General features: G+C 72.8%; 20 protein-coding genes. 17 read left to right on the plus strand and 3 right to left on the minus strand.

The annotated features are described in order from the left end of the window. Positions 1–145: 145 nt before the first annotated feature. The 9 genes from WMF24_RS22570 to WMF24_RS22610 all read left to right on the plus strand — a co-directional run bounded on the left by WMF24_RS22570 (position 146) and on the right by WMF24_RS22610 (position 8874). Positions 146–1480 carry a dihydroorotase gene (locus tag WMF24_RS22570; RefSeq protein ID WP_437738499.1) on the plus strand — a complete coding sequence of 445 codons (1335 nt, stop codon included), beginning with the start codon at positions 146–148 and terminating at the stop codon, positions 1478–1480. After that, entirely contained in the window at positions 1477–2937 is a 1461-nt protein-coding gene (gene rimO / locus WMF24_RS22575; protein WP_437738500.1) for a 30S ribosomal protein S12 methylthiotransferase RimO, read from the plus strand. Before WMF24_RS22570 ends, rimO begins: the two co-directional genes overlap by 4 nt. A gap of 103 nt (positions 2938–3040) precedes the next feature. Continuing rightward, positions 3041–3439: a hypothetical protein gene (locus tag WMF24_RS22580; protein ID WP_437738501.1), complete on the plus strand. Its 399-nt coding sequence runs from the start codon at positions 3041–3043 to the stop codon at positions 3437–3439. Positions 3440–3584: 145 nt separating this feature from the next. Further along, on the plus strand, positions 3585–5030 hold the full coding sequence (locus tag WMF24_RS22585) for a sigma-54-dependent transcriptional regulator (RefSeq protein ID WP_437738840.1): 1446 nt from the start codon (positions 3585–3587) through the stop codon (positions 5028–5030). 195 nt (positions 5031–5225) lie between these two features. Beyond that, positions 5226–5816 (plus strand): prepilin-type N-terminal cleavage/methylation domain-containing protein, encoded by a 591-nt coding sequence (locus tag WMF24_RS22590; protein ID WP_437738502.1) that lies wholly within the window; start codon positions 5226–5228, stop codon positions 5814–5816. A gap of 161 nt (positions 5817–5977) precedes the next feature. After that, a complete protein-coding gene (locus tag WMF24_RS22595) occupies positions 5978–6586 on the plus strand; it encodes a type IV pilin protein (protein ID WP_437738503.1) in 609 nt (202 codons plus the stop codon). Between the two features lie 136 nt (positions 6587–6722). Continuing rightward, positions 6723–7337 carry a type IV pilin protein gene (locus WMF24_RS22600; protein ID WP_437738504.1) on the plus strand — a complete coding sequence of 205 codons (615 nt, stop codon included), beginning with the start codon at positions 6723–6725 and terminating at the stop codon, positions 7335–7337. 53 nt (positions 7338–7390) lie between these two features. Then, positions 7391–7888, plus strand: a complete 498-nt coding sequence (locus WMF24_RS22605; RefSeq protein WP_437738505.1) for a hypothetical protein — start codon at positions 7391–7393, stop codon at positions 7886–7888. Next, positions 7885–8874 carry a hypothetical protein gene (locus WMF24_RS22610; RefSeq protein ID WP_437738506.1) on the plus strand — a complete coding sequence of 330 codons (990 nt, stop codon included), beginning with the start codon at positions 7885–7887 and terminating at the stop codon, positions 8872–8874. The genes WMF24_RS22605 and WMF24_RS22610 overlap by 4 nt, the downstream gene beginning before the upstream one ends. 326 nt (positions 8875–9200) lie before the next feature. Here WMF24_RS22610 and WMF24_RS22615 read toward each other — a convergent pair whose 3' ends face one another. Together WMF24_RS22615 and WMF24_RS22620 are read right to left on the minus strand one after the other, a co-directional pair. Then, positions 9201–11321: a PEGA domain-containing protein gene (locus WMF24_RS22615; RefSeq protein WP_437738507.1), complete on the minus strand. Its 2121-nt coding sequence runs from the start codon at positions 11319–11321 to the stop codon at positions 9201–9203. A gap of 587 nt (positions 11322–11908) precedes the next feature. After that, entirely contained in the window at positions 11909–14686 is a 2778-nt protein-coding gene (locus tag WMF24_RS22620) for a hypothetical protein (RefSeq protein WP_437738508.1), read from the minus strand. 221 nt (positions 14687–14907) lie between these two features. Between WMF24_RS22620 and gatC the strand changes: the two genes are divergently transcribed. From gatC to WMF24_RS22655, 7 genes are all read left to right on the plus strand, one after another. Next, positions 14908–15219: an Asp-tRNA(Asn)/Glu-tRNA(Gln) amidotransferase subunit GatC gene (gene gatC / locus WMF24_RS22625; RefSeq protein ID WP_437738509.1), complete on the plus strand. Its 312-nt coding sequence runs from the start codon at positions 14908–14910 to the stop codon at positions 15217–15219. Between the two features lie 5 nt (positions 15220–15224). After that, on the plus strand, positions 15225–16766 hold the full coding sequence (gene gatA, locus WMF24_RS22630) for an Asp-tRNA(Asn)/Glu-tRNA(Gln) amidotransferase subunit GatA (RefSeq protein ID WP_437738510.1): 1542 nt from the start codon (positions 15225–15227) through the stop codon (positions 16764–16766). Between the two features lie 22 nt (positions 16767–16788). Beyond that, complete coding sequence (locus WMF24_RS22635) at positions 16789–17385, plus strand: GNAT family N-acetyltransferase (protein WP_437738511.1); 597 nt, start codon at positions 16789–16791, stop codon at positions 17383–17385. A gap of 86 nt (positions 17386–17471) precedes the next feature. After that, positions 17472–18644 (plus strand): NAD-dependent epimerase/dehydratase family protein, encoded by a 1173-nt coding sequence (locus WMF24_RS22640; RefSeq protein ID WP_437738512.1) that lies wholly within the window; start codon positions 17472–17474, stop codon positions 18642–18644. Positions 18645–18665: 21 nt separating this feature from the next. Next, positions 18666–19913, plus strand: coding sequence for a lysophospholipid acyltransferase family protein (locus tag WMF24_RS22645; protein WP_437738513.1), 1248 nt, complete (start codon positions 18666–18668; stop codon positions 19911–19913). Positions 19914–19990: 77 nt separating this feature from the next. After that, complete coding sequence (locus tag WMF24_RS22650) at positions 19991–21190, plus strand: tRNA pseudouridine synthase B (RefSeq protein WP_437738514.1); 1200 nt, start codon at positions 19991–19993, stop codon at positions 21188–21190. Between the two features lie 216 nt (positions 21191–21406). After that, positions 21407–22699, plus strand: coding sequence for a hemolysin family protein (locus tag WMF24_RS22655; protein ID WP_437738515.1), 1293 nt, complete (start codon positions 21407–21409; stop codon positions 22697–22699). A gap of 341 nt (positions 22700–23040) precedes the next feature. Here WMF24_RS22655 and WMF24_RS22660 read toward each other — a convergent pair whose 3' ends face one another. Beyond that, positions 23041–24057: a formin gene (locus tag WMF24_RS22660; RefSeq protein WP_437738516.1), complete on the minus strand. Its 1017-nt coding sequence runs from the start codon at positions 24055–24057 to the stop codon at positions 23041–23043. Between the two features lie 786 nt (positions 24058–24843). On the opposite strand from WMF24_RS22660, the gene WMF24_RS22665 reads away from it, so the two are divergent. Continuing rightward, complete coding sequence (locus tag WMF24_RS22665) at positions 24844–25716, plus strand: alpha/beta fold hydrolase (RefSeq protein WP_437738517.1); 873 nt, start codon at positions 24844–24846, stop codon at positions 25714–25716. Positions 25717–25756 lie beyond the last annotated feature (40 nt).

A 25756-nucleotide genomic window follows, 5' to 3' on the forward strand; every position in this document is an offset into this window, starting at 1 on the left:
TTTTCTTCCGTGGGTCGCCCTCGTCTGTTGTTCTCGTCTGCCCCGCTCCCTCGTCCCTCCATCCTGTCCATCCCGGGCCCGGTTGCTTCGCTGCCCCGCGGCGGTGCACGGCGTGAAGCGCATGTGCTAGGGGGAGCGCGCTCCCATGGCGGCCATCGGCTCACCTCCCCCCCTCCTTCTCCTTGTCGGCGTGCGCGCCGTCGACCCGGCCCAGCAGCTCGACGAAGTTGTCGACGTCGTCGTGGAGGACGGCGTCATCACCCGCGTCGGCCGCGGCGCCGCGACCGACGACCTGCGGCGCGCCGCCCGGGCCGAGATCATCCAGGGCGACGGGCTCTGGCTCCTGCCCGCGTTCGTCGATCTCCACGCCCACCTCCGCGAGCCCGGGCAGGAGTACAAGGAAGACATCGCCTCCGGCCTCGCCGCCGCGGCCGCGGGCGGGTTCGCGCACGTGTGCGCGATGCCGAACACGCGGCCCGTCAACGACACCCGGTCGATCACCGAGGCGATGGTCGCGCGCGCCCGCGCGATCGGGGGCCCCGCGCTCCACCCGATCGGCGCGATCACGATCGGCCAGAAGGGCGCCGAGCTCACCGAGATGGCCGACCTCAAGGAGGCCGGCGCCGTCGCGGTCTCCGACGACGGGCGCTGCGTGACGTCGAGCGCCGTGATGCGCCGCGCGCTCGAGTACGCGAAGACGTTCGACATGCCGGTGATCCAGCACGCCGAGGACCACGCGCTCACCGAGGGGGCGCAGATGCACGAGGGCGCGATCGCGACGCGGCTCGGCCTCCGGGGCTGGCCCCGCGTCGCGGAGGACATCATCGTCGCGCGCGACGTGCTGCTCGCCGAGGCCACCGGGGCGCGCTACCACGTGGCGCACATCTCGTCGCTCGGCGCGGTCCGCATCCTCCGCGAGGCGAAGTCCCGCGGCATCGCCGTCACCGCCGAGGTGACGCCGCACCACCTGACGCTCACCGACGCCGCCGTGATCGGCTACGACACCGCGTGCAAGGTCAACCCGCCCCTGCGCGAGCAGGCGGACGTCGACGCGCTCCGCGAGGCGCTCGCGGACGGCACGATCGACGCTGTCGCGACCGACCACGCGCCCCACTCGACGCTCGAGAAGGACTGCGAGTTCGCCGAGGCGTCGCCGGGCCTCATCGGCCTCGAGCTCGTCGTCCCGGTCCTCCTCGACCTCGTGCGCCAGGGCGCCCTCCCCCTCGGGCGGCTGGTCGACGCGCTCACCCGCGCCCCGGCCCGCATCGCGGCGCTCGAGGCGCCCACGATCAAGGCCGGCGCCCGCGCCGAGCTCTGCCTCGTGGACCCGAACCTGAGCTTCGTGCTCGACCCGGCGCGCCTGCGCTCGAAGAGCAAGAACACGCCGCTCCTGGGCCGAGAGCTCACGGGCCGCGTGAAGATGACGCTGGCCGCGGGCCGGGTCGTCTTCGTCGACAGCGAGGAAGCAGCAACTCAATGAGCTCGCGCAAGGTCCATTTCGTCAGCCTCGGGTGCCCCAAGAACCGCGTCGACTCCGAGGTGATGCTCGGCGTCGCCCGCGCCGCAGGCTACGCGCACGTCGACGACGCGGCCGACGCCGAGGTGATCGTCGTCAACACGTGCGGCTTCATCGGCGAGGCGAAGAAGGAGTCGATCGACGCCATCTTCGAGATGGCGCAGCACAAGGAGAGCGGCAGCTGCAAGCGGCTGGTCGTCGCCGGCTGCCTCTCGCAGCGCCACCCCGAGGAGCTCGCCCGCGAGATGCCCGAGGTCGATCACTTCCTCGGATCGAGCGACATGCTCAAGCTCGGCCAGGTGCTCGCGGGCGACGCGGAGCGGATGCTCGTCGGCAACCCCGCGGAGTGGCTGATCCGCTCGGCCGATCCGCGCACCCTCTCGACCCCCGGCGGCAGCGCCTACGTCAAGATCGCCGAGGGGTGCAACCGCACCTGCTCGTTCTGCGTGATCCCGGATCTCCGCGGCGCGCAGCGCTCGCGGCCCGTCGAGGACGTCGTCCGCGAGGTGGAGCAGCTCGCGGCGGCGGGTGTCCGCGAGATCAACCTCATCTCGCAGGACACGATCGCCTACGGCCGCGACGCCGCGGGCCGCGCGCCCGGCGAGGCGCGCCAGACGCTGGCGGAGCTCGTCCGGCGCGTCGCCGACGTGCCCGGCGTGCGCTGGGTGCGGATCTTCTACCTGTACCCCGAGACGATGACCGACGACCTCGTCGAGCTGCTCGCCGGCCACCCGCGGGTCGTGCCGTACGTGGACATGCCGCTCCAGCACGCCGCCGACGCGATGCTGCGCAGGATGCGGCGCGGCCACGGCGGCGATCGCCTCCGCCGGGTCGTCTCCACGCTGCGCGAGCGCGTCCCCGACCTCACGTTCCGCACCGCGTTCATCGTCGGCCACCCGGGCGAGACCGACGCCGAGTTCGAGGAGCTCTGCGACTTCGTGCGCTGGGCCGAGTTCGAGCGGGTCGGCGTCTTCCGCTACTCCGACGAGGAGACGAGCCGAAGCCACGCCCTCGAGGGCAAGGTCCCCGCGCGCACGGCGGCGAGCCGCTACCGCCGCCTCATGTCGCTGCAGCGCCGCATCTCCCAGAAGAAGAGCGCCGCGATGATCGGCCGCGAGCTCGAGGTGCTCGTCGAGGGGACCAGCGACGAACACGAGTACGTGCTCATGGGCCGCCACGCCGGCCAGGCGCCCGAGATCGACGGGCAGGTCTACCTCTCCGGCGGCGAGGTCCGTCCGGGTGAGATGTGCCGGGTCCGGATCACGCAGGCGAGCGACTACGATCTGGTGGGCGAGGTGCTCGACGACGACGAGCGCGGGGCCGCGCCGCCGCTGGCAGGCGGGCTCGGCGCGGTCGCGGCGAAGCGGCGCGTCGCCCTGCGCGTGCTGCAAACCGACGGGCGTGAGCGCCAACAGAATTGACGGTTAGGCCGCCGGGTGGCGGCGAGCCGGCTGCAAATCCCGGCGTTTCGCGGCGTTCTCCGGCGGCGAGAGCGCGGCACACGGTGTGCTATCACGTCGAGCCGTGCCGACTCTTCGCCGCGCTGCGCTTCGCTTCGCCTTCGCCCTCGCGACAACGCTGCTCGCCGGTGCAGCGTGCCTGAGCCCGACGTTGCCGCTGCCCCCGCCGGAGCCGGCCGACACGATGCGACCTTCCGCGGGCGCGGAGGGGATGTGGCTGATCTCGGGCAACTGCACCCCCGGGGCGCGCGTCAGCGTCTTCAACGAGCGGACGCAGCGGGGCGTCATCGAGGACGACGTTGACGGGAACGGCCGTTACCATGTCGAGATCGAGGCGGAGCTCTGCGACACCCTCCTCGTGTGGCAGGAGCTCCAGGAGGGGGGCGAGGAGGACAGCGAGGCGCTGCGCTTCGTCGTCGAGGAGCGCACGCCGCTCGGGGTCGTGAACGACGCCTGCCCCTGAGGCCCCGCGGGGCGCGCCGCGCCGCGGTGTCCCCGCGGGCGTGAGCGGCGCGACGGCGCAGCGGGGCTCGCGCGACGACGCGGCGCGCCGCGCGCGACGGCCGCCGTGACGCGCGCGCGGGGGGTCGTGGTAGTGTGCTGGCGTGATGGCGTCCATCCCGCCGAGCATCCCGCCGAACGCCACCCGGGTGCTGGTCGTCGATGACGAGCCGGGCCTGCGTCAGGTGCTCACCATCACCTTTCGCCGCCAGGGTTACGAGGTCGTCGTCGCGCCCGGCGCGCGCGCCGCCCTCGAGGCGATCCGGCAGACCCCGCAGCCGTTCCCGCTGATCCTCACCGACCTCGTGATGCCCGACGGCTCGGGCATGGACGTGCTGCGGGCGGCGAAGGCGCGCAGCGGCGCGACCGAGGTGATCGTGATGACCGCGCACTCCACCGTGGAGAGCGCGCTCGACGCCATGCGCCACGGCGCCTACGACTTCGTGACCAAGCCGTTCTCGCCGGCGGAGCTCGCGGCGCTCGCCGCGAAGGCGCTGGAGAAGAGCTCGATCGTCGCCGAGAACCAGCGGCTGCGCGCGCAGCTCGAGCGGCTCGACCAGCCGTCGCGCGAGCCGCTCGGGACGAGCCCGGCGATGCAGCGCATCTCCGAGCTCATCGCCAAGATCGCGCCGACGCGCACGACCGTGCTGCTCACGGGCGAGAGCGGGACCGGCAAGGAGCGCATCGCCCGGGCGATCCACGAGCAGAGCGACCGCGCGGCGAGGCCGTTCCTCGTCGTCAACTGCGGGGCGCTGCCCGAGGCGCTCATGGAGAGCGAGCTGTTCGGCCACGAGAAGGGCTCGTTCACGGGCGCCGGGGCGCGCTCGATGGGGCTGTTCCGGGAGGCCGACGGCGGGACGCTGCTGCTCGACGAGATCGGGGAGCTGCCGGCCGCGCTGCAGGTGAAGCTGCTCCGCGTGCTCCAGGAGCGGAAGGTGCGCCCTGTCGGCGCCGCCGCCGAGATCGCCGTCGACGTCCGGGTCCTCGCCGCGACGAACCGGAACGTGGAGACCGAGGTCCGCGAGGGCCGGTTCCGGCAGGACCTCTATTACCGGCTCAACGTCATCCGGATCGAGCTGCCGCCGCTGCGCGAGCGCCCCGGGGACATCTCGCGGCTCGCCGAGCGCTTCCTGCGCCGCTTCGCCGCCGAGCTCGGCAAGGACGTCCGCGGCCTGACGACGGACGCGATGCGCGCGCTCGACGCCTATGCCTTCCCGGGCAACGTGCGCGAGCTCGAGAACATGATGGAGCGCGCCGTGGCGCTCGCCGGGGGGCCGTCGATCGGCCTGGGCGACCTGCCGAGCGCCGTCGCCGGGCTCAGCGCGAGCCCGGCCCCGCTCCTCGCGGAGCTGCCGCCCGGCGGGTGCATGCTCGACGAGGTGCTCGGCGAGGTCGAGCGCCGGCTGATCCTCCAGGCGCTCGAGCGCACAGGCGGCGTCCGCAAGGCGGCCGCGAAGCTGCTCGGCGTCTCGTTCCGGTCCCTGCGCTACCGCCTCGCCAAGCACGCCCTCGCCCCCGACGGGGAGGGCGACGACGAGTCGGAAGGATCCTGACGAGAATCGTCACCGCCCGACGCCCCGCGGTGACGGTTTTCGTCACCGCCGGAAACGAACACAACCACACACAACCCGCAGCTCGACCTCCTCTGTCGAGGAAAACCGAGGCAACTCATGGGCTTTTCGCGCAAGTCGAAGAAGGCGCCGCGCCGCGCTCTGGCTGGCACGCCGCCTGCTGATAGGTCCTGGCGAATGCGGAGCACGCAACGACAGCGACGCGCTGCACGACGAGGGTTCACGCTCGTCGAGCTCCTCGTCGTCGTCGGGATGGTGGGTGTCCTCGCGGCGCTCGCCCTCGTCGGTTACCGCAGGTACATGGCCTCGGCGGGCACCGCCGAGCCGAAGGCGGTCATGCAGGGGATCCGCGGTGGGCAGGAGTCCTACCGGGCGGAGATGCTCGAGTACCTGAACGTATCTCAGGGGTCGCTCGACCAGAGCCACTGGTATCCCGGTGGGACTGTCGGCGATACGAAGCGCTCCTGGGAGGACCCGGGGCACACCGATTACGCGAACTGGCGGATGCTCAACGTGACGACCGACGGCGCGGTCCGCTTCGGTTATGCGTCGGTGGCCGGCATCGGCAACAGCTTCTCGGTGACGCCGCACAGCGGCTTCACCTGGCACGGGTTGCCGCAGGCCCCGCTGGGCGATCCGCAGTTTGCGCCCCGAGGGCCCTGGTACGTCATCCAGGCGGCGGGCGATCGGGACGGGGATGGGACGTACGCGTTGCTCCTGACGACCTCGACGATGTCGGGGATCTACTGGGAGAACGACACGGAGTGACGGAGTAGAAGGTGGTTTGCCGCGTCGCGGGCGCCGGGCGCGCCTGCTCCGCGGGAGAGGTTTTCGCGCTGCGGGCTCGCCGGGCCCCGCACTGGCGTCGTGACGATCAGTTCTCGGCAACGCATCCAAATTAAAGACAGCATCACGGAGGATCGACACTCATGCGTGCACTGAAGCGATACGACAGAAGGGGCTTCACGCTCGTCGAGCTCATGATCGTGGTCGCCATCATCGGCGTCCTCGCCGCCCTCGCGATCTTCGGCGTCCGCCGGTACCTCGCGAGCGCGAAGACCTCGGAGGCGAAGAACTCCGTGGGCGCGATCACCCGCGGCGCCGCCGCCGCGTTCGAGCGCGAGACGGCTGCTTCCCAGATCCTTGGGGCCGGTGACAGCTCGGCGGCCGCGAGCCACAGCCTGTGCGGCGACGCCGACCCGGTGCCTGCCGGCGGCCCCCCGATGGGCGTCAAGTACCAGCCCGACGCGACCGAGGGCGAGGACTTCGAGACCGGCACCGCGACGGCTGGCTGGAAGTGCCTGAGGTTCTCGATCAACCAGCCGATCTACTACCAGTATCAGTACCTCCAGGGCACTCAGATCACGGGCCCCACGGCGGCGCCTAACCCCGGCGCCACCGGGTTCGAGGCCGGCGCCATTGGCAACCTCGACGCGGACGCGGTCAACAGCTACTTCATCCGCGGCGGCTCCGTCGATGCAGCGACGGGGCAGCTCACCCTGGCCACGCAGATCTACATCGAGAACGAGTACGAGTGACGTGCTCCTGGTTGCCCGGCTCCCCACGGGTCGGGCAACCAGGCTTCGTGGACCATCTCCAGCGTGAGGGCATCTCCGACGCGCCCCGGGCCGGGCGAGCGGGCTTGATAGACCACATCCAGCATGAGGGCGTACCGTGCGGCAGAAGGAAGTATCTCGCAGTCGCGGATTCACGCTCATCGAGCTCATGATCGTGGTCGCCATCCTCGGCGTCCTCGCCGCCCTGGCGATCGTCGGGGTACGCAGCTACCTCGCTACCGCAAAGACGGCTGAAGCCAAGCAGATCGTCGGCGCCATCACCCGCAGCGCCATCACCCAGTACGAGCGCGAGCGCGACATCTCGCAGATCCTGCCCGCCACGGGTATCGCCGCGGCGAACACCCATCTCCTCTGCGCCTCGGCCGTGCCGGTCCCCTTCAACTTCGCCGACGTCCAGGGGACGAAGTACCAGCCGAGCTCGGCGCCGGGCGACGACTTCATGTCGGGCTCGACGCTCGCCGGCTGGCAGTGCCTCGGCTTCGAGACGGTCGCGCCCATCTACTTCCAGTACTCGTACCAGGTCGGCAGCGGCTACCTCAGCCAGGGCCTGCCCGGCGCCCCCATCCCCAGCGGCCCGGAGGGGTTCGAGGCGGGGGCGCGCGGGGACCTGGACGGCGACGGCCTGACGTGCACGCTGGTCCGCACCGGCGAGGTGCGCAACGGCGAGATCGTGACCAGCACCGTGATCTACACGAACAACGATCCGGACTGACGCGGGCCGCGCTGGCGCTTGTTCCATCGCCGCAGGGTGAGTAGAGAGGAGCCATGACCTGGCGCTCCTGGAGCGCGCTGGAGCTCAGCGCGGCCTTCGCGGTCGGCGGCAGCGTCCTCGCCGTCGCCGTCCCCGCGTTCTTCCGGAACCTCAGCGCGTCCAAGCTGAGCGAGCCGATCGAGGGGCTCGACCGGCTTGTGACGAGCGCGGTCGCCTACGCCGAATCGCGGCCGCAGGAGATCAGCTTCCCGCCGTCGGCCCCGCTGACCCCGGCCCAGGTGCCGCGCGGCGTGCGCACGGTCGATCCGCCGGGGGCGTGGGAGCACCTCACGTGGCGGTCGCTCGACTTCCGCGTCGAGGGGCCGCACGCGTTCTCCTTCCAGTTCACGAGCGAGCTCGACGCCTCGAAGACCATGCGCTTCGTCGCGACGGCGCACGGCGACCTCGACGGCGACGGCGCGCTGTCCACGTTCGAGGTGCGCGGCGAGCGGGTCCCGGGACAATCGGCCCGCGTGCTCCCGGGGATGTACGTGGACCGCGAGGTGGAATGATGGGGGCTCGCCCGGCGCCCGGGACAGCGGACCGTCCGGAAGCCCGCCCTCTCCCCTCCCGCCTCGCGCGCGCGCGCGACGCGCTCGTCACCGTCGCGCTCTCGGCCGTCGCCGCCGTCGCGATCGGGAGCGTGCGCGCGCCGGCCGCGGACCTGGAGAAGCGCGTCGCCGAGACGTCCGACGTGTACGTCCTGCCTCCGCCGGACGAGGTTGTCACGCTGTCGCTCGGCTACCGCGCCGCGCTGGCCGACCTGCTCTGGTCGCACGTTCTCGTGTCCCAGGGGCTGCACACGTTCGAGCGCCGCCGGTTCGAGAACCTCACCCTGCTGCTCGACGCCATCAACGCGCTCGACCCGACCTTCCGCGACCCTTACCTGTTCGCCGACGCGCTCATCACGTTTCAGACGACCACGACCCCGCGCGACGAGGTGCTCAAGGCGCGCGAGATCATGGAGCGAGGGGTGCAGCACCGCCCGCTCGACGGCGAGCTGTGGCTCGCGCTCGGCCAGTTCGTCGCCTTCATCGCGCCGGCCTCGTACCTGACCGACGCCGAGGAGAAGGCGCGGTGGCGCCTCGACGGCGCCCGGATGCTCGCGCGCGCCGCGGAGCTCGGCGGCGGCGACGCGAACATCAGCTGGCAGGCCCTCGGCGGCGCGGGCATCCTGGGGCGGGCTGGCGAGCGCGAGGCGCAGATCCGGTTCCTCCAGCGCACGCTCGCCGTCACGGACGACGAGGAGCTCCGGCAGCAGATCCGCGCGCAGCTCGACAAGCTCCTCGGCGAGCGCGCCGCGGAGGGCTACCGCCGGCGGCTCGACGGCTTCAGCGAGATCTGGCGGCGCGACCTGCCGTTCGTCAGCAAGACGACGATGCTCGTGCTGGGCCCCCCGCGCGACCCGGCGTACTGCGCGGGCGGCGCGCACGCGGGCGAGCCGCGCTGCGCGACGACGTGGCGCGCCTGGGCGGAGCGGGTCGAGCAAGACATGTGAGCAGCGCTCAACGCTGACGCCGCGCTCGCCGACGCTGACTCTTCGTGTCGGATGTCGCGCCGGGGACCTCGCGAACGCCTTCGACGACCGGTCCCAGAGGGGCGAAAAACCTCTGTCTTTTTGCGCCCTTGGCGCCCCTGGACTGAGACGCTCTTCGCTCCGCGAGGAGCGCCTTGGCGAGATTTCTGACGCGCAGTACCGGACACGGGCGGAGCGACAGAGACTGTCTCTGACACGCGAGGCTGGCAGGGAATGATGAAGAGATGAAGAGTCGCCAGGAGCGCCCGAGAGGGCTTCTTCTCCTGGCGTCCATGGCGGAGAGATGGTCAGTCGAACCTGACGGCCGCCGTCTTCGTCTCTCCCGCCTTCACCGAGACGGTGACCGTCTTCTTCCCGAGATCCGGATGGATGAACATCACCGTGTGCGACCCCGCGGGGACGCTGACGCCGACCTTGGGCGTGCTCCCGAGCGGCCGGCCGTCGAGGACCACCTTCGAGACCGGGATCGAGTTGATGTTCAGCGTCGCCGAGCCGGCGGCAGCCGCGGGCGCGGCCGGGGCCTCGGCCTTCGGCGCGGCCGCCGGGGCTTCCGGCTTCGGCGCAGCAGCGGCGAGCGCCTCGTCCCTGGGCGCGGCGGGCGGCGGCTCCGGGGCGGGCGCGGGCGCCGCGGCGGCGGCCGGCTCGGGCTTGCTCACCTCGGCGAGGGCGATCCGGATCGTCTTCTCGGCCTGCCCGTCGTCGAACGAGATCGGCTGGGAGAAGTCCTCGTATCCCCTCTTCGTCGCGACGAGCTTCCACCGCTCCGACGGATCGACATCCACCTTGACCGGCGGCTTCTTCCACGCCGAATCCGGCAGCTTCTTCTCCGTGCCCCTGGCGTTCACCAGCTTGACCGACGCCCCGGAGGTGGCGAGATCGAGCGTGAGCTGCCCCTTCACCACCTTGAGCGCGACCGTGCCGAGGTCCGTCGTCCGGCCCTGACCGACCTCCACCGTCTTCTCCAGCGGCTCGTAGCGCTCGCCGCCTTCGAAACGGACCTTGTGCTCGCCCGGCGGCACGCTGATCTCGACGGGCAGCGTGCCCTTCTCCACGCCGTCGACGAGCACCTTCACGCCGGGCGCGCCCGACGCCTTGAGCCCCGTCGTCGTCGACGCCGGCCCCTGCGCCTGCGCCGGGCCCGCGCTGTCGAGCGTGATGACGACGACCTTCTCCTTGCCGCTCTCGACGATCTCGACCGCATCGCGCGGCGGAAAGTCGGGGGCGAGGATCTTCACCGCCTTCGAGCCGGGCTCGAGCTCGCGCACGATGCACGGCACCGTGTCGCAGCGCTTCTGGCCGTCGATGAAGATCTCGGCCCGCGCGATCGAGCCGCCGCCCTGGGTCTTCAGGTCGATCGTGAGCGCGCCCTTCTTCGGCACCAGCAGGACCACACCGAGCACGAGCACCGCCACGAGCGCGAGCCCGCCGAGGATGACGCCCGCCTTGCCCGCGCCCTGCTGCGGCGCGAGGCGCGCGCGGATCGCCGTGGGCTCGTCGTTGCGCGACAGCGGGCGGTAGCCGACGTCCGGCAGCGGCGGCGCGGGCGGGACGCTCGGGATGGGCGGCGGCGTCGGGATCGGCGTGCGCGTCCGCGCGGACGGCGCCGTCCCGCCGGAGCTCGCGAGGAGGGCCGCCGCCGCCTTCGGGAGCGACGGCGAGCTCACCGTCGGCAGCGGGCTCACCCGCCCCGGCATGCTGTCGTTGCCCTGCCTGTCGTAGACGTGGGTCGACTCCTCGTCGTCGTCCCAGTCCATGTCGACCGCGGCGCCCTTCGCGCGCCGGGGCTTCGCGTCGTCGGCCGGCTTCTGCGGCGGCTTGACCGACGGGAGCCGCACCGGCGGAGGGACCACGGGCGGCAGCGAGCCGGGCGCGACGCTGGTCGGCGCCGGCGGCAGCGGGCTCGCCGACGGCATCTGCGGGGCCGTGACAGGGGGCAGCGACGACGGCTGTCGCGAGGGGGGCGGCACGACGGGCGGCAGCGTGCCCGGCTTGACCGAGGGGGGCATCGGCGGCGGCAACGAGCCCGGACTCGTCCCCTTCGTCGGCACCGGCGGCGGCAGCGAGCCGGGACTCGTCCCCTTCGCCGGCACCGGCGGCGGCAACGAGCCGGGACTCGTCCCCTTCGTCGGCACCGGCGGCGGCAGCGAGCCGGGACTCGTCCCCTTCGCCGGCACCGGCGGCGGCAGCGAGCCGGGACTCGTCACCGGCGGCGGCAGCGGAGTGGCGATTCCCCCGGCGCGCGTCGTCCCGTGATTGGGCGGCGGCGGCAGCGAGCCGACGCCGCCGGTCAGGGTGCGCTGCCGGGCTGGCGGCGAGGGGGGCACGAGAGCGGGGCTCGTGGCGCGCGACGACTTCTTCGCGAGCCCCTCGAAGACATCCAGATCGCTGCCGCCCTTGTTATCGGCCATGTTCGGGAACTCCTCAGGACATGCGGCGCCGTTCGCCGCGGCTTCCGGGAAACGGTCGCGCATGCTCCGCGCGACGAGCGTTGTGTGCGTGACGATGTGGACGAGCAGGCCGCCGTCGCGGGCAAGCTCGGAGCGCGCTGCGTGAACCCGATCCACTGCAGCGTATCGCTGGTCCGGTACTTTCGCGAGCGCCAACGAGGCGAGCGCGACGGCGCCACGGCGCGATCTCGCGCGGATCCACCGCGCCGCCCTCGGCCCGCGGTCGCATCGGCTGGGCGCGTTGCGTCCATTGCGTCCATTGCGTCCGTTGCATCGGCCGCATGGCGCCCGCGACGCGCGCGCCGCTGGCGCCCGCAACCAGGCGATCGCGCGCCGTCATCTCCGGGAAACACGCGCCCGCCGCGACGCGGCCGGCCCGCGCGTCGATCGCGCCCCGCTCACCCGGCGAGCCCGCGCCGCCCCGCGCCGTGATGTCGCAAGCTCCGAAGTACTGCAAACGATGCACCGGCCGCCCTTGTTTAATCCCTCGGGCCGCCGACGCACAAGCGCCTACTGCACCCCAGGCGGGATTCCAGGCGCCGCCACGCTCAGTGATCGCCGTCCGCGCTTTCCTCTTTCTTCGGCTTTTTGAAGTACCGAACGCGCTTCTGCTGCAACGGATACCAGACGCTGTGCGGGACGGTCGGTGTGGATTCGAACATCCGGCCTGCCCCCGGCGCCTCGGCGCGCGTGAGCCGGACGGCGCGCGGCCCGGACGGCGGGTGGACCGCGGCGCCGGCAAGGTCTGTATCGCCGCCGAGGGCCACCGCGAGCGGCCGGCGGAGGTAGATCCGCGAAGAGCAGCCGAGCCGCGCGAGGAAGTCCTGGAGCAGCCTGGCGTCGCGCGGGTCCACGGGCGCCGCGGGCGGCGCCGAGGCGTCCGGGGACAGCGCGGGATCGGGCGCGCTGGACGGCCCCGCCGCGGCCCGCTCGACGTAGATCAGCATCCCGTCCTCGTCGTTGACGCCCAGCGCGGCCACGGCCCCCGCGCTGCTGGCATGGCCCGTCGCGATCCGGACCGCGCCGCCCACCGGCGAGGTCGGCGAGGCGGAGAACGCCCCGGCCGAGTGCCAGACGCTCGAGAGCTCGCCCTGTCCGGCGCCGGGCCCCGCCGCGACGCCGTCGCCGAGCACCGCCACGACGGCGCCCGCCCCGGCCGGCGGGGGGGGCGACGCGGGCTCGCTCGCCGGCGCGGCCGCGACGGTCCGCGGGTCGACCTTGAGCACCCGCAGCCGCACGTCGGGCCGCGCCGGGTCGGGGCGGATCCCGGTCGTCGCCAGCGCGTACGGGAAGCCGTGCTGCGGCAGGCCCTGGGTGCGCCAGACGCCCTCCCCCGCCTCGGCCGGCGCGGCGCGCGGGGCGAGGGCCGGGCCAGGCAGGAGGTGCCGCAGGGTCATGTAGAAGAAGTCGCGCGCCTCCCGCCGGATGTAGCGGGGGAAGTTCATGAGGCCCATGCCGCGGATGAGCCGGCGGCCCCGGAAGCGGTAGCCCGACAGCCCCGAGACCTCGCCCTCGGCCTCCCACTCCCCCTGGAGCGGGCGTCCGAGCGGCGGCAGCTCGCCGCTCGGCGCCACCTGGTAGAACTCGAGCCCGCTGTGGCCCGCGTTCATGTCGAGCGCGATGCCGTAGGCGCAGCGGGCCTGGATCATCGCCTGGGCCAGCGCCTCGGGGCTGACGTCGGCGCCGTAGAAATACGCGACGAAGCGCTCCCTCGTCAGGCAGATGCCGGTCCTCACGGTGTGCGTCTTGTCCGCCCAGCCGGGCGGCGTGCCTCCCCACCACGTGCGCCCGAACGGATTCCACTTCTCGTCCTGGACCATGACGGTCATGTTCTGGCGGAACGAGAGCATCCACTCGGGGATCGACTCGTCCTCCGACCAGGTCCCGAACACGGTGCTGCCGTCGCGCCGCACGGCCACGGTCGCGGCGTAGGGCTTCGGCGGCAGGTACACGACGCCGTCGGCCATCATGCCGAACTCGCCGTGCATCGCCTGGAATCCCGCGTTCGACGCGGCGACCACGCGCTTCATCACCTCGGGCGTGCGCGGGATGAGCCCCGGCCCCGCCTCGCCCGTCGCGCCCTTCGGCTCGACGGTGCCCGCCATCATGTGGAGCTCCACCTGGCGCGGATCCCAGAGCGCGATGTAGACGCGCGTCGCCTTGCGCGAGCGATCCGCCCGGATGAACGTGGTCATGAACGCCGGCGGGAGCCCCTCGAGCTTGCGCACGAACGCGTCGCCGCCCTGCGGGTTCCACTGCCCTTCCCCGGGCAGCGCCGGCGTCACCCAGGGCTCGAGCGGCGCGGGCGGCCAGCCGATCTCGGGATCGATCGGGATCTGGCGGACGGGCGGATCCAGCGTGCTCGTGCCGAGATCCTCCGCGATGTCCTCGGCGCCCGTGTCGCCCGTCACCGCCTCCTTGTTGCGGAGGACGAAGTCGAGCGCCGTGAACGCCACGGCCTTCACCGTCTGCATCGCGGCGTCGCCGATCACGAGCCGCACCCGGTCGACCGCCCACGTGACGAGGTTCCCCGGCCGCGCGACCTCGTACGACTCGGCGCGGATCCACGGCGGCAGCGGCGCGTCCACGCCGCGCAGCGGCAGGCGCGCCTCGCGGCCGCCCGCGCGCACGACGACGGCGCTGTCGTCCTCCAGGGCGATCGCGACGTCGCCCGCGTTCGACGGGCGGCGGCCCCCGCCGCCGGGCTCGCCGTGGCCGGCGTCCTCGCCGCCGGGCTCGTCCCCCGGCGCGGGGTCGATCGCGAACGTCCGCCGGCCGATCCCGCGCAGCCGGCCCGTCGCCTGAAAGCTCGTGATCGCGTGCTGGATCCGCTCGATCGCCGTCCAGTCGGCGCCGCCCGGCAGGCGCTGCCCGTCGAGGTCGAGCACGTGCACCGTGGGCGACGCGGCCTCGATCAGCGGGCGCGAGATGTACGCGAGCGATTCGCCGCGGAGCACGGGCCTCGACTCGTCCGCGCCGCTCGTCTCGGTGAGGTTGTGGACGCCCGAGACGTCGAGCAGGACGCCCTCCGGGGACAGCCTCGTGTCGACGAGGTACAGGTCGGTGGGCTCGCCCCGGACGGCGCCGCGCACGACGGCGCGCGAGCGCGCGCCGAGCGGGCTGAACCCGCCGCGCGGCGGGTCCACCCACGCCATGTCGCCCGGCGCCGCGGTGATGCCCCGCCCCGCGAGCTCCGCGGCGAGCGCGGTCGAGCGGTCGCGGGCGCCGTCGCCCACGGCGGGCGACATCGCCACGGCCGCGGACGCGCAGAGGACGATGATGCCGATGCGCTCGCGGCGCAGAGAGGGCGGTTTCGGGGGCTGCATTCGCCAGCAACGCGCAGGGGATCGGGGCTTCTGCCCGAGGGGCCGAGGGCGGCCGGGCGCGCGAGAGCCCGGCGTTATCACCGTTTGTGCACCGCGGCCAGAATCGGAGGTGGGCGCGGTGGACGCGGTGGACGCGGTGCGCGCGGCGGGCGCGCGGACCGCGGCGGGCCCATCAAGCGCTGGCGTCCGCGGAACGGGCGGTGCTACATCGGGCGCTCGCCATGTCGAACGCTGACTCGCCCCCTCTCCGCCGCGACGAGGCGCTGACGATAGCGCGCCTCGCCCACCTCGATCTCTCCGATGAGGAAATGGATCGCCTCACCGGTGATCTCGGCAACATCCTCAGCTACGTCCGGCAGCTCGAGGAGCTCGACGTCTCCGCGGTGCCGCCGACGGCGCACGTCCAGATCGAGCGGCTGCCGCTCCGCGCCGACGAGGAGGCGCCGAGCCTGCCGCGCGAGGTGGCGCTGCGCGAGGCGCCGCGCGTCGAGGACGACGGGTTCGCCGTGCCGGCGTTCGTGGACGAGGGGTGACGCCGATGGACACAGCGATCCTCGACCGATCCATCCCGGAGCTCGCGGCGCTCGTGCAGCGCGGCGAGGTGAGCGCCGAGCAGGTGGCCAGGGCGGCGCTCGCGCGCATCGAGCAGCGCGACGGCGCGCTCGGCGCCTTCCTCACGGTGCAGGGCGAGCAGGCGATCGAGGCGGCGCGCGCGCTCGACGCGCGGCGCGCGCGCGGCGAGGCGCTCGGCCCGCTCGCCGGCGTCCCGATCGGGCTCAAGGACGCGCTCTGCACCGAGGGCGCCCCGACGACCGCCGGCTCGAAGATCCTCACCCGCGGCGCCGCGGGCGCGTCGTCGAAGGCGCCCGATCCCTCGCGCGGCTACCGCCCGCCGTACGACGCCACGGTCGTCGCCCGCCTCCGCGCCGCCGGCGCGATCTTGCCGGGCAAGTGCAACATGGACGAGTTCGCGATGGGCTCGTCGAACGAGAACAGCGCGTTCGGCCCCGTGAAGAACCCCTGGGACCCGACGCGCATCCCCGGCGGATCGTCCGGCGGCAGCGCGGTCGCCGTCGCGGCGGGGATGACGCCCGGCTCGCTCGGCTCGGACACGGGCGGATCCATCCGGCAGCCGGCGAGCCTCACCGGCGTCGTCGGCGTCAAGCCGACGTACGGCCGCGTCTCCCGCTACGGCCTCATCGCGTTCGCCTCGAGCCTCGACCAGATCGGGCCGTTCGCGCAGGACGTGAAGGGCGCGGCGCGCCTGCTCGAGGTCATCTCGGGCCGCGATCCGCGCGACGCGACGAGCCTCGACGCGCCGGTCGGCGCGTACGAGGCCGCGTGCGGCCGCGACGTCGCGGGGCTGCGCATCGGCGTGCCCGAGGAGTACTTCGCGAAGGGGGTCGACCGGCAGGTCGAGGCGAAGGTGCGCGAGGCGATCGAGGGCCTGCGCGGGCTCGGCTGCGAGGTGAGGCCCGTGCACCTGCCGCACACGCGGTACGCGGTCGCGGCGTACTACATCATCGCGACGGCGGAGGCGTCGTCCAACCTGGCGCGCTTCGACGGCGTGCGCTTCGGCCTGCGCGTGGAGGGCGAGCGCGGCGGCAAGTCGGATCTCCAGGGCCTCTACGGCGCCACGCGCGGCGAGGGGTTCGGTCGGGAGGTGAAGCGCCGTATCCTGCTCGGCACCTACGTGCTCTCGGCGGGCTACTACGACGCGTACTACCTGCGCGCGCAGAAGGTCAGGACGCTGATCCGGCGCGACTTCGACGAGGCGTTCCGCGAGGTCGACGTCATCGCGGCGCCGGTCTCGCCGACGGTCGCGTTCCGGCTCGGGGAGCGGGTGGACGACCCGCTGTCGATGTACCTGGCCGACGTCTACACGCTGCCCGCGAGCATGGCCGGGCTGCCCGCGATCAGCGTCCCGTGCGCGACGGCGCCGGCGCCGGACGGCGGGCCGCCGCTGCCCGTCGGCCTGCAGCTCATCGGCCCCGCGCTGGAGGAGGCGCGGCTCTTCAGGGCGGCCCACGCCTGGGAGCAGATCTCCCCGGTCCGCGGGCAGCGCGCGCCGGTCGCGTGACCGAGGCGGGAGGAGCGCCGCGATGAGCGCATCGATCGAGGTCGTGGCGGCGGGTCCGGAGCACCTGACCGGGCTCGAGGCGCTCTTCGAGGCCGCCGGCACGCCCTGCTACTGCCGGTACTACCACTTCGGGGGCACGAACAACGAGTGGCTCGCGCGGTGCTCGGACGGCCAGGGGGAGAACCGCCGGGAGTTCGCCGAGGCGCTCGCCGCGGGCAGCGACGAGGCGCGCGGCCTCGTCGCGCTCGCGCCGGACGCCCCGCACCTCATCGGCTGGCTCAAGGTGGCGCCCGCCGCCGTCGTGGCGAAGGCCTATGATCGCCGGCTGTACAAGGGGCTGCCGTGCTTCGCCGGCGATCGCGCCGGCGTGTTCCTGATCGGCTGCGCCGTCATCCACCCGGCCCACCGCCGGCGGGGCGTCGCGACGGCGCTCGTCGCGGGCGCGGTGCAGATCGCGCCCGCCTGGGGCGCGCGCGCCCTCGAGGCCCTGCCGCGCCGCCCGAGGGAGCCGGTGAGCGACGAGGAGCTGTGGACCGGCCCTGTCTCTGCGTTCACGAAGAACGGATTCACCGAGGTGCACGCCTTCGAGCCGTACCCGGTCCTCCGCCGGACGCTGTGACGGCGCCGCCGCGGCCGCTCCCGAGCGCGCGGCGGTCGCGCTGCGCTTGCGCGCGCCGTCTGACCAGGTAGTGTCGCGCCGCGCGCATGGCACCCCTGTCCGAGCCCCCCGCCGCTCCGACCCACGACGCTGCCGAGCAGCGCCCCGCTGCCGGCGTGGACCACGCGGCGCATGCCGCCCGGCCGGGCGCCGCGACGAGCAGCCCGGGCGACTCCGCGCCGCCCGCGAGCGCGGAGGCCCCGCCGGGCAGCCGGCGCGTGTCGTCCGGCCCGAGGGGCCGCGTCGTCGCGCTCACCGGCGCCGCGTCGTTCCTCGGCCGCAACCTCATCGGCATCCTCGAGGAGGACCCCCGCATCGCCCGCGTCGTGGCGATCGACATCAAGCCGCCGGACACGGGCGGCTCCAAGCTGCGGCTCCACACGGTCGACCTCACGGCCCCCGCGTCCGAGGAGCGCGTCGCCGAGGTGCTCGCGGCCGAGCAGGTGGACACGCTCGTCCACCTCTGCTTCCTCTCGTCGCCGACGCCGGCCACCGCCTGGGCCCACGAGCTCGAGTCGGTGGGCACGATGCACCTGCTCCACGGCGCGCGCCAGGCGAGCTTGCGCAAGCTGATCCTCTGGAGCCAGACGATCCTCTACGGCGCGCACCCGACGAACCCCAATTTCCTCACGGAGAAGCACCCGCTGCGCGCCGACGCGGAGGAGCGCTTCTTCGCGGACAAGATGGCGGCCGAGCGGGAGTTCAACGCGTTCGGCGCGCGATCCAAGGGCACGACCGTCACCATCCTCCGGACCGCGCCGATCCTCGGCCCCACCGTCCAGAACTACCTCACCCGGTACCTGGCGCGGCGGCTTGTCATGACCATGCTCGGCTTCGACCCGCTGTGGCAGTTCATCCACGAGGTCGACGCGATCGCAGCCTTCAAGCTCGCGATCGACAGCGATTTCCCGGGCACGTTCAACATCGTCGGCGACGGCGTGCTGCCGCTCTCCACGATCGTGCGCCTCGCGGGCCGCACCCCCTTCCCGGTGCTCCACAGCGCCGCCGGCCCGCTCGTGTCGGCCCTCTGGGCCGCGCACGCGGCGATCGCGCCGCCCAGCTTCCTCCGGTACCTGCGCTACGTCTGCGTGGCGGACGGCGAGAAGGCGGCGCGGGTCATGGGGTTCCGGCCGGTCTACACCACGCGCGAGGCGCTGCTCGACTACACGAACGCGCAGCGGCTCCGGGACGTGCGGCTCTTGCAGGAGACGCCCGCGTGAGGCGTGCCGGGGGGTAGAGGGATGGGCACAGAACACGATCGAGAGCGCAAGGGAGCAGTGAACGGACCGCCGGCGTCGACGCGGGCGAGGACGGATCGGCCGGGGCCCACGCAGGTCGTGCCCAGCATCGACGTCGAGGACGAGGAGACCCGGTACCTCGCGCCGATCGGCCCGACCGAGCCCTCGGACGGGCGCAAGACGCAGTCCTCGGAGGCGCACGCGCCGGTCGTGCCGGTCACGGCCGAGGAGCTGCAACGCCAGATCCGCGAGCTCGAGGCGCGGCTCAAGAGCATGCTCGCCGGGTCCTCGCCCGACGCCGCGGGCGGCGCGGCGCCGGGCGGGCCCGAGACGGTCCGGAGCCCCGGCGAGGGCGGCGCGGCCGACGCCGACGGCGAGCCGCCGCTCTCCGAGCGAGGGACGGCGCGAGACGTCCTGTCGACCGACTTCTACCTGCGGCAGTGGGGGCGCGCCGGCCTGCGCAGCCGCACGGAGGAGGTCGACGAGTTCGGCTTCGATCCCAAGTCCGAGGCGCGGTACCGGCCGCTCTTCGACTTCCTGTACAAGCACTACTTCCGGATCGACCTCGAGGGCATCGAGCACATCCCGAGCGAGGGGCGGTGCCTCGTCGTGTCCAACCACTCGGGCGGGCCCATTCCCTACGACGGGCTGATGCTGCGGGCCGCGGTGCGGCGGGAGCACCCGGCCCAGCGCGAGCTCCGATGGCTCGCGGACGACTTCGTGTACTACCTGCCGTTCGCCGGCACGCTCATGAACCGGCTCGGGGCCGTGCGGGCCTGCCAGGAGAACGCCGAGCGGCTCCTCGCGGGCGAGCGGCTCATCGCTGTGTTCCCGGAGGGCGCCAAGGGCAGCGGGAAGCTCTTCAAGGACCGGTACCGGCTCCAGCGGTTCGGTCGCGGCGGGTTCATCCGGCTCTGCCTGCGCACGCGCACGCCGCTCGTCCCCTGCGCCATCGTGGGCGCGGAGGAGACGAACCCGCTCCTCTACCGGGTCGAGCACGTCACGCGCGCGCTCGGCATCCCCTACCTGCCGATCACGCCGACGTTCCCCGCGCTGGGGCCCCTGGGCCTCGTCCCCGCGCCAACCAAGTGGAAGATCCGCCTGGCCGAGCCGGTGCGGTTCGACGCCTACGGCCCCGAGGCGGCGGACGACGAGATCCTTGTGCGGCGCCTCGCCGAGCGGGTGCGCGCGACGATCCAGGGGCTCATCGACGACACCCTGGCCACCCGGAAATCGATCTGGTTCGGATGAAGCGAGCAGCCCCGACAGATCCCCCACCCATGCCCGAGCCCACAGAGGAACCTGCGGAACAGGCGGAGACTGCGGAATTGCCGTCGCGCCCTGGGCCCGAGCGGGCTTCCAGCGGGCGAGCGCGGCCGGAAGGCGTGCTCGTCGTCGACAAGCCGCGCGGCCCGACCAGCCACGACGTCGTGGCCAGGCTGCGGCGCGCCCTCGGCGTCAAGCGCATCGGCCACGCCGGGACGCTCGACCCGATGGCGTCCGGCGTCCTCGTGGTGCTCGTCGGCGAGGCCACGAAGCTCGCCCCGTACCTGACCGCGCAGGACAAGCGCTACACGGCGCGCGTCGTCCTCGGCGTGGGGACCGACACCCTCGACGCGGACGGGGAGGTCACCGCGACGCAGCCGCTGCCCGCGTGGCTCGACGAGGAGCTCGGCGCGCTCGCCGCGGCCGGTGTCCCCGCCGGGGGCGAGGCGCTCGCCGCCGTGGCGCCCCGCATCGCGGCGGCGCTCGACGCGGAGCGGGCGCGCCGGGCCCAGACGCCGCCGGCGTACTCGGCCATCAAGGTCGCGGGCCAGCGCAGCTACGCGCTCGCGCGCGCCGGCCAGGCCGTGGACCTGTCGGCCCGGCCGGTCGAGGTCCGGTCGCTCGATCTCTCGGGCGTCTGGCGCGGCGGGCCCCTCCCGCTCGCTGGCGGGCCCCTCCCGCTCGCTGGCGGGCCCCTCCCGCTGGCCGGCACACCGGCAGCCGGCGCCGCGCCAGCCGCGCCCGCCGCGGCGCCGGCCACGCCCGTCGCGGGCGCCGCGCCGGCTGCGCTCGACATCGAGCTCGATGTGAGCAAGGGCTATTACGTGCGCTCGCTGGCCCGCGACCTCGGCGCGCACCTCGACGTCCCCGCGCACCTGTCGGCGCTCCGCCGCACCGCGAGCGGCGCCTTCACGGTGGAGCAGGCGGTGCCCCTCGACGCCGGCGCCGACGCGCTGCGCGCCGCGCTCCGCCCGCTCGCCGAGGCGGCCGCGTCGAGCCTGCCCGTCGCCCGCCTGACCGAGCAAGGCGCCCGGCGCGCCCGCCTCGGACAATCGCTCACGGAATCCGACTTTTCCGCAGCCCCTGAACAACCCGGAGCCGCTGTGTGGCTCGATCCGGAGGGGTTCGTTGTCGCGCTGGGCGCCCCCGAGGCCGCCGATGACGCCGACGCCGAGGGCTCCCCCACGCTGTCTTCGACCCGTTTTTCCGTCCTACGCGGTTTCTCTGGGACGGCAGGCGTCCGTGAAAAACCTGCCGTGTGAGAGAAAAGCCACATGATAAGGTAAATTCCTGGACTTCAGCAGATCCACGGATCATGTCACTGGCCGAGCTCGCCATCGCTGGTCGAGCCTGAGAGTCCGTCTTGCAGAGAGTCCGGCGAGAACGCGCGGATCCAGCATCTCCTGAGATTTCGCGCCTGGGGCCGGTTGCGCTCCCCTCGCCTGTTCCGTTACGATTCGTTCGTTAGGAGCCTCGGTTTGAGTCCCGATATCGTTCCATTGCCAGCGCTCGGCGCTGCAGTTCTCTCCGCTGTACTTGGCTCGCTGTTCGTCGGCGCCGACACCGCACTGACGACGCTGAGCGCCACGAGGCTCGGCGCGCTGATCGAGCAGTCGACGGGCCCCACGAAGGCCGCCTACGAGCGGATTCGTCGCGAGGACGCCAAGCTCCGCTCCCGTTACCTGCTCGGCTGGGTCGTGTCGACCAGCCTGACCGCCGCCTGCTTCGACCTGTTCTTCCGGCGGAGCTTCCCCGGAGCTGCCCTGCCTCTCGGGCTGGCGACCACCATCGTCGTGAGCGGGGCCCTCTACGAGGTCAGCTCGACGCTGGGTCGCAAGCACGCCGACAGGGCGGCGTCGATGGCGGTCCGCTTCTTGCGCCCCCTCGAGATCGCGATGCTGCCGCTCGCCGTGCCGCTCGGCTGGATCGGCTCCCGTCTGGGCGCGAAGGATGGTGAGCAGCCGTCCGACCCGCGGGTGGCCGAGGCCGAGGTCGAGATCCTCGTCGACGAGGTCGAGCGCTCCGGCCTGTTCGGGCGAGAACCGGCGGAGATGATCCGGAATGTGCTCGAGTTCGCCGATCTCACGGCGCGGGACGTCATGGTGCCGCGGTCCAAGGTCGAGGCGATCGAGATCTCGACGCCGCTCGAGAAGGTGCTGGAGATCGTCACCGAGAGCGGGCACTCCCGGTATCCGGTGTACAAGGATCAGATCGACAACATCGCTGGTCTTCTCTACGCGAAGGACCTGTTCAAGGTCCTCGAGGAGCGCCGGCTCAAGAACACGACGCTGCGGGAGATCACGCGGAGCCCTGCGAATTTCGTGGCGGAGTCGCAGCCGCTCTCGTCGCTGCTCCGGGAGATGAAGAGCCGGAGACAGCACCTCGCGATCGTGGTCGACGAGTTTGGTGGGATGTCGGGAATCGTCACCCTGGAAGACGTGCTCGAGGAGATCGTCGGCGACATCCGGGACGAGCACGACGAGACGGACGAGGGGGCGGCGATCCAGGACCTCGGCGACGGTCGGCTGGTCGCGGATGCTGCCGTGTCGATGAGCGATCTCTCGGCGTACCTGGGCGCGGAGCTCGACCGGGAGGGGAAGTACGACTCGCTCGGTGGGATGCTCACGCAGCATGTGGGCAAGGTGCCCGAGGTGGGCACGGCCGTGAGCAAGTTCGGGCTGCGGTTCATCGTGCGGGACAGCGACGAGCGGCAGATCGGCAAGGTGGAGATCGTCCGGCCCCGGGCCATGGGCGCCGGCGGCGCAGCCTGAAGCTCTCCCTTGTGCGCGACGTGGACGTCGACGTCCACGTCGTGCCGAGCTGACCGGCCCGAGGAGGGCCTACCGTCGGTCGACGCAAGACGCGCGTCGAGCCCACCGTCCACGTGAGATGCGCGGCGACCCCACCGTCGATGCGGGATGCGCCGCGCCTGGCGGAGGAGCCACGAGAGCGGCCCTCTTGCCCCCTCCGATCTGAAACGCGGCCAGCCAAGCGGCGGTCACCCGCACAGGAGACGGGCCCAGATCGGCGTTTTCGGCGCGCAGGCGTACTCTCGTACGCCGAGCACCGAAAACGTCGAGGTGGGCCCGTATCCGAAGCGGGTGACCGTCGCTTAGCGGGCGAGGGAGATCTTGCGGAGCTCGTTCGCGAGATCGTCGCCCTCTTTGATGAGGCCGGGCGTCTCGGTGACGGGGTTTTCCTTGTTGCCCTCGAGGAGCTGGCGGACGTCGATCATCGCGCCGCGCAGCTTGAAGACGATCTGCTCGCTCGTGAAGGCAGCCACGGTCTGAGGATCGACCGGAAGAGCCTGCAGATCGCCGCCGGCGAGGTCGCCCTTGGTCCAGCGGGTGGCCTCCTTCTCGGCAGGCTTCATGCCCTGCTGTGTGCGCTCGAGACGGGTGACCGCGTACTTCGCCGGCCAGTCCTTGCCGAAGGGGAACGGCGCCTTGTTCGGAACGAGCTCGGCCAGCGTCTTGTCGCCGTCCCGGCGGAAGAGCACCGAGAAATTCACGACGGGCTCGTCCTGCTCCTTCCACGACTTCTCGACAGGCCCCTGCGCCGCCGCGAGCAGGTTCTTGAGGCTGTCCTTCGTCTTGTTGAGATCCTGGACGGACGTCGTGTAGGCGAGCAGCTGCCGCATCACCCGGCCCGGGAGGCTGCCGATCTGCTTCCCCTCCAGGTTCGTGGCGTCGAACGGGACGTTGATTGCGCCGAGCTCGGTCGTGAGCCCCGTGGGGAACTTCTTCTGCGCGAGCTGCGCGTTGGCGTCCTCGAGCTTCTTGTTCAGCTCCTCCATCTTCTCGTTCGCGGCGCGCACGTCCTTCTCGAGCGCCGCGGCGCCCTCGACGGCGGCCTTGCCGCGATCGCCGCGCTCCTTCGCGCCGCCGATCGCGAAGCCCACGGCGATGCCGACCACCGCCGCGAGGCCCGCGTACAGCGCCGTCCGCTTCGAGGCCTTCCGCCGCTCCTGCTCGACCTCCTCGCCGACCTCGACCTTGATGGTCTGCGCGGCCGCCGTGGGCTTCGGCGGCGGCGTCTGGATCACGGGACGCGGCTGCGGCGCGAACGGAGGCAGCGGGATGCCTGGCGAGATGCCCGGCGGGGGCGCGATGCCGCCCACGGACGGCATGGGCGGACGCGCGCTCGGATGCGGCGAGGGAATGCCGCCCGGGAGCGGGCTCCCGTCAGGAGGCGGCCCCGATCCGGGCTGCTGACCAGGCACCGGGAGGGGGACGGCCGCTCCCGGTGCCCCGCCTACCGCCGTTTTGCCCAGCCGAGCCTTCAGATCGATCTTGCTCTTCTTCTTTTCTTCAGCCATCGGCTCCTCGGGGACGGGATCGCTGCACCACTTCGCCCAGAAACACCAAGCCCGCCCGAGTCGATCGACCCACCACGGCCCGAACCGGAGCTGCCCCTGCGCGGGCGGCGACAGACGACAGGGGCCGACGTCCAGCGGACCGACGTGGGGGCGGGGACGATACGATCAGCAACACAACGGGAGCGCCGGGCGAGCGGACGACCCGCCGGGCACGTTAGCGGCGCGCCGCGTGGAATGTCAACGCGATGGCGATCGCAGCGCCGGATGTGTTTCGGCACGCGATCGCAACACCGCGCGGCCATCCGGACGAGCGGCCGCGTCATCGTCGGGGGGTGCGCGCGTCCCCGCCCCGCACGCGCGCCGTCGCCGGCAGCGTGGCCGTCGGTGGAGGGACCGGGTAGGAAGCAGGGGCCCATGGCGTGGTTCAAGTTCGGCGGGGGTCGGCCTCTGCCGCCCCTTTCTTCACCCGGTTCTTCCGGCGGGGGCCGCCAGGCACCCTCCAGTCCATCCGATGGGGGCCAGAAGGCGCCGCCGTCCGGTTTGGCCGGTTCGGCCGGCGGGGGAGCTCCGCCGCCCTCGCGGCGGTCGTCGCTCCGGATGGAAACGCGTCGGGTCACGAGCTTTGATGGAACCGACATCGCGTACCGCGTGACGCCGCCGCCGTTCGACGGGGCAAAGACCGTGGTCCTGGTCAACGGCCTCGGCGGGTCGTACCTCGCGTGGCGGGCGCAGATCGAGTACCTGTCCGACCAGTACCGCTTCATCACGTGGGACTACCGCGGGATGTACGCGTCGAAGCGCCCGTCGCCGGACGCCCCGGACGCCTACGCGGTCGCGAACCACGTCCGCGATCTGGAAGCGATCCTCGCGGTCGAGGGGGTCCGGAACGCCTCGCTCATGGGCTGGAGCATGGGCGTCCAGATCGCGCTGGAGGCGTTCCGTCGGCTCCCCGGGTTCGCGGCGAACCTCGTCCTGCTGAACGGCACCTACCGCCGGCCGCTCGAGACGATGGGGTCGCTGCCAGGGCTCGGGCGGTTCTTCCCGCCGCTCGTGGATCTGGCGGCGCGCGCTCACACGGCGGCCACCCGGGTGACGCGTCGCCCCGTCGGCAAGCCCGACGCGGTGCTCTGGCTTCAGCGCATGGGACTGCTCGGGAAGACGCTCGACCGGGAGGTGTCCGCCGATCTCCTGGAGCCGGGTCCGTTCGACATGGAGGCGTTCCTCAGGAACCTCCGCGCGCTGGGCACGCACGACGCCGAGGACGTGCTCGAGCAGATCGACGTCCCGACGCTGCTCATCGCGGGCGACCGCGACGCGTTCACCCCCCGGGCGCTGACGCAATCGATGGCGCGCCGCATCGCGATGTCCGAGGTCCTCGTGGTCCGCGGCGGGACCCACACCACCGCGGTGGAGTTCCCTGAGCTCGTCTCGCTCAGGATCGAGCGCTTCTTCGCAGACCACGGCTTCTAGGCCGCGCCCCGGAGCGCTGGAGCACGCGCCGCGCCCCGGA

It is taken from the genome of Sorangium sp. So ce1335 (genome assembly GCF_051521615.1).
GTDB lineage: Bacteria > Myxococcota_A > Polyangia > Polyangiales > Polyangiaceae > Sorangium.

Excerpts from the sequence above, each read along its gene's own strand:
- WMF24_RS22570 (WP_437738499.1), top strand. The coding sequence starts at position 146 with ATGGCGGCCATCGGCTCACCTCCCCCCCTCCTTCTCCTTGTCGGCGTG.
- rimO (WP_437738500.1), top strand. The coding sequence starts at position 1,477 with ATGAGCTCGCGCAAGGTCCATTTCGTCAGCCTCGGGTGCCCCAAGAAC.
- WMF24_RS22585 (WP_437738840.1), top strand. The coding sequence starts at position 3,585 with ATGGCGTCCATCCCGCCGAGCATCCCGCCGAACGCCACCCGGGTGCTG.
- WMF24_RS22590 (WP_437738502.1), top strand. The coding sequence starts at position 5,226 with ATGCGGAGCACGCAACGACAGCGACGCGCTGCACGACGAGGGTTCACG.
- WMF24_RS22595 (WP_437738503.1), top strand. The coding sequence starts at position 5,978 with ATGCGTGCACTGAAGCGATACGACAGAAGGGGCTTCACGCTCGTCGAG.
- WMF24_RS22605 (WP_437738505.1), top strand. The coding sequence starts at position 7,391 with ATGACCTGGCGCTCCTGGAGCGCGCTGGAGCTCAGCGCGGCCTTCGCG.
- WMF24_RS22610 (WP_437738506.1), top strand. The coding sequence starts at position 7,885 with ATGATGGGGGCTCGCCCGGCGCCCGGGACAGCGGACCGTCCGGAAGCC.
- WMF24_RS22615 (WP_437738507.1), bottom strand. The coding sequence starts at position 11,321 with ATGGCCGATAACAAGGGCGGCAGCGATCTGGATGTCTTCGAGGGGCTC.
- WMF24_RS22620 (WP_437738508.1), bottom strand. The coding sequence starts at position 14,686 with ATGCAGCCCCCGAAACCGCCCTCTCTGCGCCGCGAGCGCATCGGCATC.
- gatC (WP_437738509.1), top strand. The coding sequence starts at position 14,908 with ATGTCGAACGCTGACTCGCCCCCTCTCCGCCGCGACGAGGCGCTGACG.
- gatA (WP_437738510.1), top strand. The coding sequence starts at position 15,225 with ATGGACACAGCGATCCTCGACCGATCCATCCCGGAGCTCGCGGCGCTC.
- WMF24_RS22635 (WP_437738511.1), top strand. The coding sequence starts at position 16,789 with ATGAGCGCATCGATCGAGGTCGTGGCGGCGGGTCCGGAGCACCTGACC.
- WMF24_RS22640 (WP_437738512.1), top strand. The coding sequence starts at position 17,472 with ATGGCACCCCTGTCCGAGCCCCCCGCCGCTCCGACCCACGACGCTGCC.
- WMF24_RS22645 (WP_437738513.1), top strand. The coding sequence starts at position 18,666 with ATGGGCACAGAACACGATCGAGAGCGCAAGGGAGCAGTGAACGGACCG.
- WMF24_RS22660 (WP_437738516.1), bottom strand. The coding sequence starts at position 24,057 with ATGCCGTCCGTGGGCGGCATCGCGCCCCCGCCGGGCATCTCGCCAGGC.
- WMF24_RS22665 (WP_437738517.1), top strand. The coding sequence starts at position 24,844 with ATGGAAACGCGTCGGGTCACGAGCTTTGATGGAACCGACATCGCGTAC.